The 15,890-nt window shown below is 26.8% G+C and carries 15 protein-coding genes; 8 read left to right on the forward strand and 7 right to left on the reverse strand.

Going from position 1 to position 15,890, the window contains the following annotated elements; all coding sequences use genetic code 4:
- Positions 1 to 3: 3 nt before the first annotated feature.
- From MYB_RS00790 to nusA, 5 genes are read right to left on the reverse strand one after another with little or no spacing between them, the layout of a single operon-like run.
- Positions 4 to 1,365 carry a hypothetical protein gene (locus tag MYB_RS00790; RefSeq protein WP_022934955.1) on the reverse strand — a complete coding sequence of 454 codons (1,362 nt, stop codon included), beginning with the start codon at positions 1,363 to 1,365 and terminating at the stop codon, positions 4 to 6.
- Complete coding sequence (locus MYB_RS00795) at positions 1,355 to 1,687, reverse strand: ribosome-binding factor A (RefSeq protein ID WP_022934956.1); 333 nt, start codon at positions 1,685 to 1,687, stop codon at positions 1,355 to 1,357. The genes MYB_RS00790 and MYB_RS00795 overlap by 11 nt, the downstream gene beginning before the upstream one ends.
- Position 1,688: 1 nt before the next feature.
- Positions 1,689 to 3,497, reverse strand: coding sequence for a translation initiation factor IF-2 (gene infB / locus MYB_RS00800; protein ID WP_022934957.1), 1,809 nt, complete (start codon positions 3,495 to 3,497; stop codon positions 1,689 to 1,691).
- Positions 3,475 to 3,759, reverse strand: coding sequence for a YlxR family protein (locus MYB_RS00805; RefSeq protein WP_025279593.1), 285 nt, complete (start codon positions 3,757 to 3,759; stop codon positions 3,475 to 3,477). The genes infB and MYB_RS00805 overlap by 23 nt, the downstream gene beginning before the upstream one ends.
- Positions 3,760 to 3,764: 5 nt before the next feature.
- Positions 3,765 to 5,651, reverse strand: a complete 1,887-nt coding sequence (nusA, locus tag MYB_RS00810) for a transcription termination/antitermination protein NusA (RefSeq protein WP_022934958.1) — start codon at positions 5,649 to 5,651, stop codon at positions 3,765 to 3,767.
- Between the two features lie 141 nt (positions 5,652 to 5,792).
- Here nusA and MYB_RS00815 point away from each other — a divergent pair, with 141 nt between their 5' ends.
- On the forward strand, positions 5,793 to 6,455 hold the full coding sequence (locus MYB_RS00815) for a phosphotransferase family protein (protein WP_022934959.1): 663 nt from the start codon (positions 5,793 to 5,795) through the stop codon (positions 6,453 to 6,455).
- A gap of 39 nt (positions 6,456 to 6,494) precedes the next feature.
- Here MYB_RS00815 and rplA read toward each other — a convergent pair whose 3' ends face one another.
- Together rplA and rplK are read right to left on the reverse strand one after the other, a co-directional pair.
- Positions 6,495 to 7,193, reverse strand: coding sequence for a 50S ribosomal protein L1 (gene rplA / locus MYB_RS00820; protein ID WP_201766551.1), 699 nt, complete (start codon positions 7,191 to 7,193; stop codon positions 6,495 to 6,497).
- On the reverse strand, positions 7,190 to 7,636 hold the full coding sequence (rplK, locus tag MYB_RS00825; protein ID WP_022934961.1) for a 50S ribosomal protein L11: 447 nt from the start codon (positions 7,634 to 7,636) through the stop codon (positions 7,190 to 7,192). Before rplK ends, rplA begins: the two co-directional genes overlap by 4 nt.
- Before the next feature lie 175 nt (positions 7,637 to 7,811).
- Here rplK and asnS point away from each other — a divergent pair, with 175 nt between their 5' ends.
- The 7 genes from asnS (at position 7,812) to MYB_RS00860 (ending at position 15,813) form a co-directional block, all read left to right on the forward strand.
- Positions 7,812 to 9,155 carry an asparagine--tRNA ligase gene (gene asnS / locus MYB_RS00830; protein WP_022934962.1) on the forward strand — a complete coding sequence of 448 codons (1,344 nt, stop codon included), beginning with the start codon at positions 7,812 to 7,814 and terminating at the stop codon, positions 9,153 to 9,155.
- Positions 9,155 to 9,805, forward strand: a complete 651-nt coding sequence (locus MYB_RS00835) for an RDD family protein (RefSeq protein ID WP_022934963.1) — start codon at positions 9,155 to 9,157, stop codon at positions 9,803 to 9,805. The genes asnS and MYB_RS00835 overlap by 1 nt, the downstream gene beginning before the upstream one ends.
- On the forward strand, positions 9,806 to 12,085 hold the full coding sequence (locus MYB_RS00840; protein ID WP_022934964.1) for an ATP-dependent helicase: 2,280 nt from the start codon (positions 9,806 to 9,808) through the stop codon (positions 12,083 to 12,085).
- 2 nt (positions 12,086 to 12,087) lie between these two features.
- The gene (locus MYB_RS00845; protein WP_022934965.1) at positions 12,088 to 13,479 is read left to right on the forward strand and encodes a hypothetical protein; all 1,392 of its coding nucleotides are present in this window, start codon (positions 12,088 to 12,090) and stop codon (positions 13,477 to 13,479) included.
- A gap of 88 nt (positions 13,480 to 13,567) precedes the next feature.
- Complete coding sequence (gene ruvA, locus MYB_RS00850; RefSeq protein ID WP_025279594.1) at positions 13,568 to 14,221, forward strand: Holliday junction branch migration protein RuvA; 654 nt, start codon at positions 13,568 to 13,570, stop codon at positions 14,219 to 14,221.
- Positions 14,199 to 15,158: a Holliday junction branch migration DNA helicase RuvB gene (gene ruvB / locus MYB_RS00855; protein WP_022934967.1), complete on the forward strand. Its 960-nt coding sequence runs from the start codon at positions 14,199 to 14,201 to the stop codon at positions 15,156 to 15,158. The genes ruvA and ruvB overlap by 23 nt, the downstream gene beginning before the upstream one ends.
- 13 nt (positions 15,159 to 15,171) lie before the next feature.
- Positions 15,172 to 15,813, forward strand: coding sequence for a hypothetical protein (locus MYB_RS00860; protein WP_022934968.1), 642 nt, complete (start codon positions 15,172 to 15,174; stop codon positions 15,811 to 15,813).
- Positions 15,814 to 15,890: the final 77 nt, after the last annotated feature.

Raw genomic sequence — 15,890 nt, forward strand, 5'->3', positions numbered from 1 at the left:
AAATTATGATTGCAAGTCTTTTAGTATTTCTTGAATTCTAAATTGAATTTTTGCTTGATCAGTTTCATTAATTTGTGCTGCTTTTCCTTGTGGACTTAACGAACGGTCTGAAAAACTTATATCTTGTTGAACAGGTTCTTTTAAATATTGTTGCTTAGCTTGATCTAAAAAAGGTTCAAATTCCTTATTTGCTTTAAATTTAAAGTATTTTGAATTTAAATTATCGTTGTCTTTTGCTTTATCATAATTGAGTAATAAGTGCATAAGAATTTGTTGAGGAGCTTGCTTAGATTTTAAAATTTTAGATTCAGGTGTACCCTTTTTTTTTGTATAAATATCACTTAATAAGTCATAAATAAATTGGTTTAAATCCTGTTTAATTGTCATAAGTGAATTTAAATTATTGTCACTAAAATCATTATAAACAACTTTTTGACCTTGTGTTAATTCTTTGCTAACAAAATTATTTAAATCAGGGGAAGCCACAAAAATTAATTCAGAATGATATTGGCTATTGTCTGGACTTACTATTTGTTTTATTTTGTTTTGAATTGTTGCTTGATCATTGCCTGGTGAGTAAATAAAAATTTGATCATTTCTATTATTAATTTTTACCATTTGGTCTTCGTGTTGATCATTTCAAGTGGCAACACCAGCCAAAAATCCAACTAAATTATTTGTTTGACTTTTATGTTTGGAGTTTAAAATAAAGCTTATTTTTCTCCTAAAATCATCTTTGGGATATTTGCTAGCTAAATACGCTGCACTAGCATAACCGGCAATTCAATTTGGATCTTGTGATTTAATAAAAATTGGAGCAACAAATTCTTGAGTATCTGCTATTTGATCTCATAACACACTTGATATATTATTAATATTAGGATTTATAGGAAAAAATAGTGATCTATGGAGTTCATTTCAAAGTGGTGTTGTATTTGGAAATTGATCAGTTAATCATGTTCGAAATTTTGAATAATCAAAGTCATCTTGAATAAAGAAAATATTATATTTTTTAAGATCGCTTTTAATATTATCGTCTAGTTCTTTTTTATTTTTTTCATCACGCTCAGGGTCTTTATCATTATAATATTTAAATCATAATTTTGATTCTGGTCTTTGAAAATTTGTGTTTTCCACATTATTTTCTGCTTGTACAAAGTTGTCAATAGATTTTTCTAAAGCTTGAATGACTCCATCACTTTCATTATCGCTAAGAACTATTCTAGGTCTTAAATTAAAAAAATTTTTTTCTTGATATGCTTTACTAAGATTAGGATCGGTAGTTTGAACACAAGACACTAGGGCAATCGGTAAGATTGTTGCAGATAATAATGGTAATAATTTAATAGATTTTCTAATTTTCATGATGAATTTTTTCCAATATTTGATCAATTGATTCTACTCTTTTTGTAACAGGGTCTATTTCAAAGTGTAGTTGCGGAACTTTAAATCCTACAGCAATATTTCCCAATTTTAGTCTAATAAATTTGCCAGCATTTTGTATGTATTTTAAATTTTGTTCTTCATCTTGGTCAAATACTAAATAAATATATAAATGAGATTTATCATTTGTAAGTTTAACTCAACTCACTGTTACCCCAAATTTATCACTAAAATTTTCTTGAAAAATTTCACTAATTAAGCGTAAAAAATGAGTTTCACGTTTTAGGTGGTTGATGTTATTCATTTTAATCTTCAACCTCAACATCTTGATATGCTTTTATAATATCATCAACTTCAATGTCATTGAATTTAACAATGTGAGTTCCAAATTCATTACCAACACTAACTTCTTTTACATTGTTTTTATCTCTTTGAAGGGTTTCAAGTCGACCCTTATGAATTAATTTTCCATTTCTATAGAGTTCGATTTTAGATTCACTAACAATTTTTCCATCTAAAACTGTACATCCAGCAATAGAACCAACTTTTGAGAATCAAAACTTTTTAATAATTTTTGCAGTACCTGAAAGAACTTCTTCATATTTAATGGTACGTAATTGTTTTACCATTTCTTTAATTTCATCTATGATTTTATAGATAATTGTGTGTTCACGAATTTGAATTTTAGCTTGTTTGGCTTGAGTTTTTATTTGATTGTTGACAGGTAAATTAAAAACATAAATGATAGATTCAGAAGTTTGTGCTAGCAAAATATCAGCTGTAGTTATAGCCCCGACACCTGAGTGTAAAATGTTGACTTGCACATATTTTGAGCTTAATTTACTCACTGCATTATCAATTGCTTCGACAACTCCTTGAGCATCAGCTTTGATAATTAAATTAATTACTTTGTCTTTTTCATCAACATTATTTGTGCTTGTTTTTTGTTTAAATAACTGACTTTTTTGAATTGATTTTTTCTCTTCTGCTAATTGTTTAGCAAATTTTTCCTCATGAAAACCAAAAAAGCGATCACCAGCTTGTGGAACATAATTTAGTCCACTTACAACAACTGGTGTTCCTGGCAAAGCGAATTCAATTGGTTGACCAACTGTGTTTTCTAGACTTCGAATACGCCCATATTGATGACCAGCAACAATAAAGTCGCGAATTTTTAAGGTTCCATTTTGAACCATTAAAGTTGCTATAGCACCTTTACCATGGTGTAGTTTTGCCTCTAAAACTGTTCCAATTGGATAACGGTTTTTGTTTGCTTTAAGTTCTAAAACTTCAGCTTGCAATAAAATAGCTTTAAAAAGATCTTCTATTCCCTGACCTGTAAGAGCACTTCCATAGACAAAGATATTTGAACCACCCCATTCTTCAGTCACCACATCTAGTGTGCTTAATTCGTTTTTGATTCGTTCAAGGTCTTTATTTGGTTTGTCCATTTTATTTACAAAAACAATAATTGGCACATTAGCAGCCTGGGCGTGATGGATAGCTTCCTTGGTTTGAGGCATCACTCCATCATCTGCTGCAACAACTAAAACAACAATATCTGTAACTTTTGCTCCACGAGCACGCATTTGAGTAAATGCTTCATGACCAGGAGTGTCAATGAAGTTGATCCAATTGCCATCAACATTAACTTGATAAGCTCCAGTGTGTTGAGTTATTCCTCCAAATTCACCACCTGCTACATTTGATTTACGAATATAGTCTAATAAAGAGGTTTTCCCATGATCAACATGACCCATTACAGTGATAATTGGTGGACGATTTTCTAATTCACTATTGTCATCAACAATACTAATTTCTTCCATAAAATTGCTAGCATTGACTTCTTTTTTTTGTTCAAAATCTAAACCAAATTCCACGCAAACTTCAGCAATTTCTTCTTCATTTACAATGTAATTTAAGTTATACATTTTTCCTTGTTTGAAAAATAAAGTAATAATGTCATTAACACTTTTGTTAATTTTGGTCGCTAAATCTGCAATACTCATTGGACCACTAAAAACAAAAACTCCATCTTGCACTTCTACTTTGACAGGATTTAGTTGAGATTTTATTTGCTCAATATTTGATTTACGGTGTTCTTTTTTGGCCATTTTTTTCTACCTCTACTAATAATTGTTCATAAATTTCACTATTAATTTTAGTCTTAAAAGATCTATTTAATAGTCTTTTTTTAAAAAGAAGTGCAATTTGATCTTCTTGTTTGCAAACATAGGCACCACGACCAGAAATTTTGCTATTTTGTGACAAGTCATCTATTGAAACTTGTTTATTTTTATACACAAAACGCAATAATTTAGTAACATGAAGAACCTGTTGACACACAATGCACTTGCGATTGTAATTTAAATTCATTTATATTATTTAAAACCATCAAGGTCATCTAAATCAAGGTCTAGTTCATCAACCCCACTATAACTTTCAAGATCTTTATCTGATTTAAAGTTTTGTACTTCACGTTGAATAAATTTAGATTCATTGGTTGATTTGAATTTAGGAGTTTTAGATTCTGTTTTTAAAGTTGTTGTTGATGTTTTATTTTCAACTTCAGCATTAGTTTTTTTAATTTCTTGTGTTAATGAATCAATGGTGTCATTAAATTCATTTTGACTAATTGGTTGAGTTTTTGTAACTTCTTTTTTAATTTTGCTACTTTTTACAGGTTTTGGTGTCTCTAAATTTTGGTTTTCTTCAGATTTAACTTCAGATTGTTGTTCTTGAAGTTGGTCAATCAATTTGTTTTGAGTAATTGATTCATCAAGAGCACTTTGTAGAATATTGTCAGCATCAAATAAAGCTGATTTGGATTGACTAGCTTTGCTAGATTTTGTAGACTTGCTAGACTTAGTTGGAGTTTTTTGTGGTTTGTTAGAATCTTTTTGTGCTTTGTTGTGAGTTAAATCTTGAGATGAATCAAGTGTAGAAGAAATTATTTCTTGATTATATTCAAAAGAGTTGTCTTGTTCAAAGTTTTGCATTTCACGTTCAAATTCTTCTAAGAATGAGTCAAAACTATCGCTATTGTACTCTCTTGAAGTTTGTGTAGATTGGCGACGATTTAAGTATTCATTTTTGAGGCTTAAAATTTCATTTTCATCTTGAATGTTACCATTTCATTCAATTTTAAATTTGTTGTCTTTTAAAACTTGTGAATAAGGCAAAATTTCCAAAGTAACACGAGTAAGATCACTAGCTAAACGAACATTAACACCTTTTTTACCAATAGCCAAACTGTGTTGAAAATCAGGAACTACTACAGTATATTTCTTGTTTTTTGAGTTTGTTTTCATCTCTTTAACACAAATTACTCTAGCTGGAGCAATAGAGTTTGCAATAAATGTGACAATATTGTCATCATATTTGATGATTTCAAGTTTTTCATCATTTAGTTCCTTAGAAATTGCATCAATTCTTGCACCCATTAGACCCACAATTGAACCAATTTCTGAAATGTTTTTAGAATCTGCACCTTCAACTTTACGAATAGCAACTTTACATTTTTCTTTAGGAGATCTTGCGATTGATGCAATTTCTAAATGTTTGGTTTGTAATTCAGGAATAGCATCAATAATTTTTGACTTAACAATTTGGATAGATTTACTAGATACTACAATTTGTGTTTGTTTTGAATGTTTATTAACATCTTCAATAACAACTTCTTCACGAGTTCCTATAGGTATATTTTTGTCAGTTGCGTAATTACTTGGCATAAATGCATCAACATTATCGCCATCAATTTTATAGATAAATCCTGATGGAATTTTGTTGGTTAGTGTTGCCATCATCACTTGATCTTTAAGTGGAAAGTATTTTTCATAAATTTTTTGACGAGTAACATCAGAAATACTTTGTTTAAATAATTGAGTTAGAGGTTCATGTATGTCTTTTTCAAATTCATCAATATTAATTTGAATTTTGACTATATCTCCAATTTGTGCATTTGGATAAATTTCTTTCGCCTTTTCTTCAGTTATGAAAATAGTTTTTTCATAACTAGAAACAGAACCATCAAAAAAATCATTTTCAACAACTTCTACATTTTTATTAAAAACTTGAAAAATTTGTTTTTTAGCATCATAAATTATTTCAAGGTCAGCATCTGGATCAATTCTCTTTAAGATTGTTTTTTCAATAGCAGTAGCAAAAAGTTGGAATGTTTCTTCTAATGAAATGTTGTGTTTATTTGAAATTTCTTCAAATTGTTGGAAAAAAGCAGATTTAGTTGCGCTTTTTTTATTAAAACTCATTTAAACTCCTTTGATAAAAATAATAATAAAAGGTTGTACAAACAACCTTGTTTTTTTAGCCTTTAATAATATTTTATATTATTTTTTGAATTTAGTATACAAAAAATAAATCTTTCAATTTCAAGATATATAATAATATTAATGATTTTTAATTTAAATTGAAAGTACCTAAAGAAAATAACAAAAATTACGCAATTTTATTCTGGTTTGCATAATAAAACATATTTTGGTTATTTAAATGGTTTTAAAGTTCAAATTAGAATAACTCAAAATAAGTTTGTTAATTGAGACAATGAAATGAAAATTGCAAAACATTTTTCTGAGCTTTTTTTGTTTTATAATAAAGGTAATTTTGTAAAAAAATGAATAGATGGTGACATTTTAAGCCAAAAAAGTCTGTCTAAAAATTTAGAATTACTTTTTTCTGAAATAAACAATTTTCATAATTTAAGCATTCCCAATTTAGAAAAATTTAATTGATTTTTAGATAATATTGATGATTTAAAATATTTCCAGCTAGTTGATAAATATAAAAATGATAGTCTAGTTGTTATTCATTGTGATTTGCAGTTTAAAAATATAATAATTAATAACAACCAATCAAAAACAACAATTCATTTAATTGATTTTGAATGGGTTCGCCTTGGAAGCAAATATATTGATTTGGTATCCTTGCATTTAAATTTAAAAATTGATAAAAAAATAATTATTAATTATTTTAAATTAGATAGTCAAAAATTTGATGACTATTTATATATGATGAATGTTTTTGTAAATTCTTGAAATAAAAAATACTACAACTAAATGTGTAGTATTTTTTAAAATTATATAAGCAATTAACTATTAAAGATTATCGAATTTAATTTTAATAGAAGGCCCCATTGAAGCAGAAACAGTAAGGTTTTTAAAGTAAGCACCTTTAACTGTAGATGGTTTTAACTTACGAAGTAATTGAATTAAGGTTTGTGCATTTTCAACTAATTGATTTACATCCATGTAAGTTTTTCCAACTAATGAGTGCACGATTCCATATTTATCAGCACGATAGTTTGCCTTACCTTTTTTAAGTTCGGCAACTGCTTTTTCAGGAGTAGGAGTAACTGTTCCTGTTTTAGGGTTTGGCATTAAACCTTTAGGCCCAAGTTTTTTACCATATTTACCTAGTAGAGGCATAAATTTAGGTTCAACAACTAGAACATCGAAATTAAAATTATCAATTTTAAGGTTTTCTTCCAATTCACCTGGTGTATAAACCAAATCAGCTCCAGCTTCTTTAACTTTGTTAGTTGTTTCTTGTGAATCTGAAACAACTAAAACACGAACATTTTTACCAGTACCATGTGGTAATAAAATACTTCCACGAAGTTGTTGTTCAGTTTTTCTAGTGTCCAAGTTTAATTTAACAGCTAAGTCAACAGATCCATCAAATTTAGTATATGAAGTTTTTTTCACAAGATCCATAGCTTCTTCTAGTGAGTAAAAGCGATCTTTTTCAACTAAGGCACGAGCATTTGCAAGTTTTTTACTAATTTTTTTCATTATTTAGCTCCTTGTTGTTTAATAAATTCTTCAATACCTTCAACTTCAACACCCATTTGTTTTGCAGTTCCATAGATAGTTAAAATTGCTTTATTTACATCTTTAGTGTTTAGGTCTACTAATTTGTACTCAGCGATTTCTCTTAGTTGGTCTAAAGTAATTTTTGCTACTTTATTTTTAGTTTCTTTAGAACCTGATTCAATTTTAGCAGCTTGTTTAATTTTGTAAGAAGCAGGTGAAGTAAATAATTGGAAGTCAAAACTTTTGTCCTTATAAACAGTAATTTTTACTGGAACTGGTTCACTTCCTCTATTTTTAGTTTCATCATTAAATTTTTTAGTAAATTCAGGCATTACAATTCCTAAACCAGCAAGAGCTGGCCCAGGCTTAGCTTGACCTGCGTTGAATTGCAATTTAGCAATTCTAACAATTTCTTTTTTTGCCATTTCGAGCATCCTTTCAATAATAAAAAATCTCTTAGTGGTTTTAGCGGCATTGCCTTCCACTGTTTAATGAGTAAATTAATTATAATATAAAAAAAATTTTTTCCAAGTTTTTAGTGTGATAGTTATGATTATCTATTTTTATGGTAAAATTATCCATTATTTAAAGTGAGGTTTTATGTTTATCAAAGAAGTTTTAAAACAGCCCGAAATGTTTAGTGGGCAACAAGTGAAATTCAAGGGCTGAGTGTCTAATGTGCGTGGAAATACCAAGGTTAAATTCATTGAAATTAATGATGGTTCCACTGTTTTAAATTTACAGTGTGTTTTAAAAAATGATAATTATGACCTTGCAATTGTAGACAATTTAGGAATTGGTTCAAGTGTTGAAATAACTGGATTATTTGTTTCAACACCTGATAAGCAACAAAAAGCTGAAGTGTCTGTTGAAAAAATTGAAATTTTATCTTTAGTGAAGTTGGATGAATATCCAATTCAAAACAAAGAAATCAGTGTTGAAGTTTTAAGACAAATGCCACATTTGCGTCATAGAACTAGATTGTTCAAGTCTATTATGATATTGCGTTCAGCACTTTTTTTTGAAATTAATAATTTCTTTCAAAGTGAAGGTTTTATTAACTTTTCGGCACCTATTTTAACATCCAATGATGGTGAAGGAGCGGGTGAAACTTTTATTGTTGATGATGAAAAGGGTGGTTTTTTTAACAAAAAAACTACTCTAGGAGTTACAGGGCAACTACATGCTGAGTCATATGCTCTTGGTTTTCAAAAAGTTTATACTTTTGCACCTACTTTTAGGGCTGAAAAATCAAATACAAAAAAACATGCTGCTGAATTTTGGATGGTTGAACCAGAAGTTGCATTTTTCAACCTAAATGACATTATTGATTTAGGTGAAAAAATGCTCAAAACTTCTATTGTTAATGTTATTTCTAAACATAACAGTGAATTTGATTTTTTAGAAAAATATACTGGAATTAATTTGCGTAAGCGTTTGATTGACTTTACAAAAAATCAAATTGAAAAAGTTAATTATGAAGATGCTTTAAAAATTTTAAGAGAGCATAAAGATCAATTTGAAAATCAAGATTTAGATTTTGGAGCAGATTTAAAAACTGAACATGAAAGATTTTTGGCTGAACAAGTTTTTAAAGCACCTGTTGCAATCACAAATTATCCCAAAGATATCAAAGCTTTTTATATGCATCAAAATGATGATGGTAGAACAGTTGCAGCATTCGACCTTTTAGTTCCAGGAATTGGTGAATTAATTGGCGGTTCACAACGTGAAGTTCGTTATGAAAAACTGGAGCAAAGAATTAATGAACTTGGTATGAATCAAGAAGACTTGCAATGATATTTAGACTTGCGTAAATTTGGAAATGCCGGTTCAGCTGGTTTTGGTCTTGGGTTTGAAAGATTGGTTATGTATGTAACTGGAATTGACAACATTCGTGATGTGATTCCTTACCCTAGAACTAACAAAACTGTTTTAATGTAATGAAAAAAGTTGCAGGTTTTTGAATTAGATTTATTACAGGGTTTGTAGATATTACAATAATTACAGGCATATCTTTTATATTTGCCTACCTTTTGTTTTGAGATCAAAATTTTGTAGCTTGAAAATATTATTTATGAGGATTACTAACAATTATTGAAGTTTTATTACTTAGATTAGTTATTCCTTTTTTTACAAATCAAAGTTTGGCTCAAAAATTATTTAAAATTGAAATTAATTTTGAAACAAAAATAACAAGCAAAAAGCAACATATAAAACAAATAATGTTGCGTGAATCATTACTTAGTTTGAGTTGAATTGCAGTTTTTTTTGTTTCAATATTAATGATTTATCCAAGTTTTGCACAACAATTAAACACTAATTTTGGACAATTTTATTTATCTAATCAAAATTTATCATTAGAAAAAAGAATTATTTTGTCCATTGTGCTTTTAATGTCGAAGATAACAGGTTTTATTTTTTTAATTAATGCTGTTTCTATTTTATTTAATAAAAAACATTCTAGTTTTGCTGATCGGTTAGCTAAAACTAGAATTGTTTATAAATATAGACAATTAAGTTCGTTTGAAACGTTTGAAATAAAACCAATTTTATCAAATTGACAAACAGTAGAATGGAAGGAAGAAATTTAAATGGCAAAATCTAACACTCATATCTTACAAAATTTAAATCCTGAACAAAAATTAGCAGTTATTAGTTCTAAACAATACTTAAGAATAGTTGCTGGTGCTGGAACAGGAAAAACCAGTGTTTTAACATCAAAAATTGCTTATGCAATCAATGATGCAAAAGATGCTTATCCACAACAAATTTTAGCATTAACATTCACCAATAAAGCAGCTGCAGAAATGCGTGCTAGACTTGCTAAATTAGTGGGTGAAAAAGCTGATTCTGTTTGAATTTATACTTTTCATTCACTTTGCAACATTATTCTTAAATATGAAGCAAAAAATCTTGCAGAAATTGATGAAATCCCTTTAAAAGATAGTTCTTTTAACATTATTGATGATGGTGATCAGCGTAAAATTTTGAGTAAAATTTACGATGATCTAGGTATTGGTGCTGATAAATATTCATATGCACATGCTTTAGATTTTATAAGCAAAAATAAAAATAAAGAATTAACAATTGAAGAAGTTTATCAAAATTCTAAAACTACTGAAACAAAAATTTATGCTCAAATTTATGACAAATACATCAATGAAACAGCAAGTTTAGGTGTTATAGATTTTGATGATCTTCAAATATTTGTTAAATTATTGTTCGAAAAAAGAGCGGATATCGCAACTAAATGACAGAAAAAATTTAGACTAATTTTTGTTGATGAGTTTCAAGATACTTCATATATTCAATATGAAATTATGAAATTTTTTACAAAAGAAACTAATAAATTAGTTGTTGTTGGTGATCCAGATCAAACTATTTATAGTTGGAGAGGAGCTGAACCTAGTTTAATTTTGAACATAAATCAAGATTTTCCAGATTTAGAAACTATTATTTTAAATAGAAATTATCGTTCAAATCAACAAATTTTAGATGCTGCAAATAAACTAATTGCTAATAATAAAAATAGAATTGATAAAAAATTAGAATCTAACAATCATGATAAAATGGAAATTAAATTTTTTCATGGTGATTCACCAATGGCTGAGGCGGAATGAATTTGTGCACAAATTCAAAAAATAGCTTCTGAACAAAAAGGTAAATATTCAAATATTGCAATTTTGTATCGTAATCACAGTTATGTTCGTACTATTGAAGATACTTTTCTAAAAAGAGGAGTTCCCTATTCTATTTTTGGAAATGCATCATTAATTGATAATAAGTTTATCAAAGATGCTATTTATTTTTTAAAGGTTATTAATAGTTTTGATAATTTTGCTTTTCAACAAATTTTAAATGTGCCATCTAAAAAAATTGGACCAACAACTTTAGAAAAATTAAATAATTTAGCAAATGAACATGGTTACTCTTTGATTAATTTTTTCCTAAACTATTACACAAAGAAACTTAAATTAAAACCAGATAAAAAAATTCCATTAAGAATAGAAGTGCAGCAAAAAATTAGTCACTTGTTAAGTCACATTCTTTGAGCTAACAAGAAAAAAAGCGAAATTGAATCTTATATGAATTTGCAAATTAATGAAACAAATTCATTAATTGATGTTGAAGAAGCAAAAAATCAACCTAAAGTAAAACAATTTTCTTGAATTTTAAAAACATTTTTGAAAGAAATTCAATTTTTTGAAAGTTTAAAAGATAGTAAAGAAAGTAGTGATATTGAGAAAAAATTTGTTGATTTTTATGCACAAATGAATGAATGGCAAAAAAACAATCCAACAAAGACACTTAGAGATTTTATTGACGATATAGCCCTTGATGGCGTTAGTGATAAAACAGAAAGAAATCAAGTTTTACTTATGACTGTGCACGCTTCAAAAGGTTTGGAATTTGATAGTGTGTTTCTTGTTGGAATGACACAAGGTATTTTCCCTTCAATCAAAGTTCTTAAAACAGATGATAAAGATATATATGAAGAAGAACGAAGATTAGCTTTTGTTGCTATAACAAGAGCAAAAACTAAATTATTTATTAGTAATGCCGACACAAAACGTTGAGATAGAGAGAAAAATTCTTATAATTTAGGTGAAGTTTCTGATTTTGTCGGAGAAATGCAATTGCATTCTGAGCAAGTTTATCAATTTACTAAACTTGATATGCATGGAAAGTTAAACTATCACAAAACAAATGCAGAAGATTATCAAGAAGGGGATAAAGTTCGCCATGCAACCTTTGGTGATGGTGTTGTTATTGTTGTAGAGCAAGATTCACTGCAAATTAAATTTGCTAAAGATACCAAAGAGTATAGAACAATTATTAAAACCCACAAATTTTTATCCAAAGTTAATTAATAATGACTTTATTTTTTTTAATTATTATTTTTTCTTTTTTCTTTTTATTATTGTTTATTTTTGTTTCATGAATTATTTTTGCAAATTATAAAAACAAGCAAAATTCAACATACTATGCAATTCCCATAACATATGATAAAACTAAGAAAAGATTAAGAATTTCTAACATAGCATCTTCTAAATTTGTGAGTAGAATTTTTACTAACAAGCATTTTTTAGAATGTATGTGAGTATCGGAAGAAGATTTTTTAGCAATGTTAAAAAAATCTTCTTCTCTTAAACTATCAATTTTATTACAAAATTGAAATAAAAGTAAAACTAGTGTTTATTTAAAAACAAAACTATTTTCAAAAAAAGAATTTGAGGTTTTATTTTCAAGCGAACCATATAAAAGTTTTGTATTAATACCTATACAAAAAAAATATAAAATTACTAATTTTTTAGCAAAAAAGAGTGATTTTCAAATTGAGAATAAAATCGAAATTTTAAATACTAAATTTGAATTTTTGTTTTTATTTTATTTAAATTCAAGTCTGTCAAATTTTCAAATTCAAGAATTTTTTTTGTCTTTTAATTCTTTATTTTTTAACCAAATTAAAGGTATTAAATTTAAAATTTCACACATTAATCAAATTGTAATTATTAATTATTCTTTCAAAACATCACTTGATTCTAAAATTAAAATAGATCAAACTATAAAATTTTTTAAAACAAGCTCGAAAATATTTTGACATTGAGCGATTGTTGATATTAGTAACTACAAGGAAAATATTGCAAATATTGTTCCAATTTGTTTAGAAAAAGCATCAACAAATAATGGTTTTTACTTATTTAAAAATTCAGATTTACAACAATTAGATATTAATATTGAAAAAAAAATAAATTTTGAAGCTGCGTTTAAACAAATTCATAAATCTAATTCAAATATTAATTTAAAATTAATTAATTTAAATATTTTTGATAATGAAAAAATTGAACAAATTATTAATTTTTTCAAAACTTCTCATAGATTAAATCATCAAGGGAAAATTTATTATATAAATAAAATAATTCTTAAGGAAATTTTAAAGCAAGATCTAGATGTTAATGATATTGAGTTTTTTTTAGATGATTTAACTGATGATGAATTAGTTTATTTTTCAGAAAAAGTCAAATTTTCATATTCAACTAGTTTGAATGATAGGTTATTTTTTGTTTTAAACTTGTATAAACCTAAGTATCTTTTTATAAATCCTTCAATAGAATCAAAAGATGAAAGTAGTGATCAAACTATATTTAACTTTTTAGTTGATTATCTTTCAAAAGAAAAAATTAATTTAATTTTGCCTTCCACATCCAAAATTAATATAGATCATTTTGATGAATTAGTAGGTATTTATGTATGGGATAATTAGTAAAAATTGCATTTTTTTCTTATTTTTTTCCTTTTTCATTAAAAAAGCAGAAAAAAATCATATCTTTGTTGAATACAAAAGGAGCAAAATGCAAATTTACAAAATAGGTAAAATTGTTTCCAAGAACAAAAATTACTTAATTCTTGAACAGGGAAGCAATGGTTTTTTAATATATGTACCTGATATAGATCGATTTAATAAAGATGAAAATCGCAAAATTTATGTTTATGAATATGAAAATGATTATTCACGAATAACGTATGGTTTTGAAAATTTTAAAGAGCGTGTTTTATTCGAGGATTTGATTTCTATTCAAGGCATAGGACCAAAAACTGCAATTTCAGCTTTAAATCATGGCTGATTAAAAATAATTGATTATATTGTTTCTGGCAATTGAAAAAATATTGCTAAAATTCAATATGTTAGTGAACGTAATGCTAAGCAAATTGTTTTTGAATTTCAGAAAAAATATGCCAAAATGTCAGAATTAATAAAAACACCACAGATAGATTTAAAATCAAATAAGAAATTAACTGAAGAAGAGATAATTGAACAAATGTTTCAAAAAACTAATTTGGAACAAAAAATAGCTATCGAACTTGAAAACACACTTAAAACACTTGGTTTTCAAAAAAGACAAATTAACTATGCGCTGGCAAATGTGGAACCTTCAGAAGACTTTGAACATCTAATAGAGCAAGCTATTAAAATAATTTCAAATGCAAGAGAATTTAGAAATTAGGCCAAGTAATTTTGAAAATTTTATAGGCCAAAAAAAATTAATACAAACCATCCAGATATTAATTGCTTCCTCGCAAAAACGTCACCACTCATTAGACCATATATTATTTTATGGACCACCTGGAATGGGTAAAACAACATTGGCAAATATTATTGCAAATGCTATGGAATCTAAAATAAAATATATTCAAGGTCCACTTTTAGAAAAGAAGTCAGATGTACTAGCAATGCTTGCAAATATTACAAAAAATAGTATTATTTTTATTGATGAAATTCATTCAATCAATAAAAATATTGAAGAATTATTATATTCAGCTATGGAAGAATTTGTGATTGATATTCAGATAGGAGTAGATGGAGAAAACAAAATTATGAGAATGAAATTACCTAATTTTACTTTAATTGGAGCATCTACTAAATTGGCACAAATTTCAACACCTCTACAAAATAGATTTGGTTTGATTGCAAAAATGGTGGAATATTCTCCAACTGAGATTATGGAAATTATTAAAAATTCAGCTATAAAATTAAAGATGAATCTTGATGATAAAATAGTGGAATATATTGCTAACTTTACAAATAAAACACCTAGAATAGCTAATAATATTTTAAAAAGAATTAGAGACTTCGCACTTGTGTTGGATGTTAAAACCATAGATAAAAAAATTGTTGATCAAACCTTAGATAGTATTGGTATTTACAAACAAGGTTTAAATGAAACTAGTATAGAATATCTTCGGCTTTTATCAAGTATTTTTAAAGGAAGGAGTGTAGCACTAGATGTTATTTGTGGAATTCTAAAAGAAAACAAGCAAACATTATTGCATATTATCGAACCTTTATTAATTGAAAAAAATTTTTTAGAAAAAACGCCAAGAGGACGAAAAATTACAAAAAAGGGAGTAGAATACTTGGATACAATAAATACTCCCAAATAATAATTGGAGATTTATGCTTTATAAAAACATGTTTTTAAAAAATAATGAAGTTCCAATAGAACAAATTTTAATTAAATCTAAAAATTTTAATGAAATAAATATCAACTTTAATACAAAAAAATCTAATCAAATTAAAATTTTATTTAATCAGGATTATGCAGAAATTTTTTGAGAAAAATTTTGCTTAATCGAAAGTAGATTAAAAGCAGAATTAACTGCTTTTATTGCAAAATCTATTGATAATTTGGATTCAACACATCCTTTAAAAAACAAGCAAGAAAATTGACTTGAATTTTTAGAATATCTTGTAAATTCAGAACAAAATAAATACATAGATGTTTTTGTTCATCATTTAAAACAACATTTAATTTACAATAAATCATCAACTAGCTTCATTTGAGAAGACATACTATATTTTAGTTGAGCAAACTTAATTGATGTATTTATGTTTATTTTAAGTTCTGAAAAAGTAGATTTAGAAGATAAAATTCTTTTAATTGCAGGTGTTGAACCAAATCTTGTTGAAAATAACATAGATAATAGCAATGCTTTTGTTAATAAAGTTATAGATTACTTTCATTTTCTCAATAAGTTGAGAAAAGTTATTGTCAATAACTACTCAATTTTAGATTTTTTCATTAAAGAAAAACTATAGAACTTCATCTATTTATATAAAAACACTTATTTAGTCAAATAAATAAGTGTTTTTCATTTCAAAATAAATAAAAAAAC

Source organism: Mesomycoplasma bovoculi M165/69, assembly GCF_000524555.1.
In the GTDB taxonomy this organism is placed as follows: Bacteria; Bacillota_I; Bacilli_A; order Mycoplasmatales; family Metamycoplasmataceae; genus Mesomycoplasma; species Mesomycoplasma bovoculi.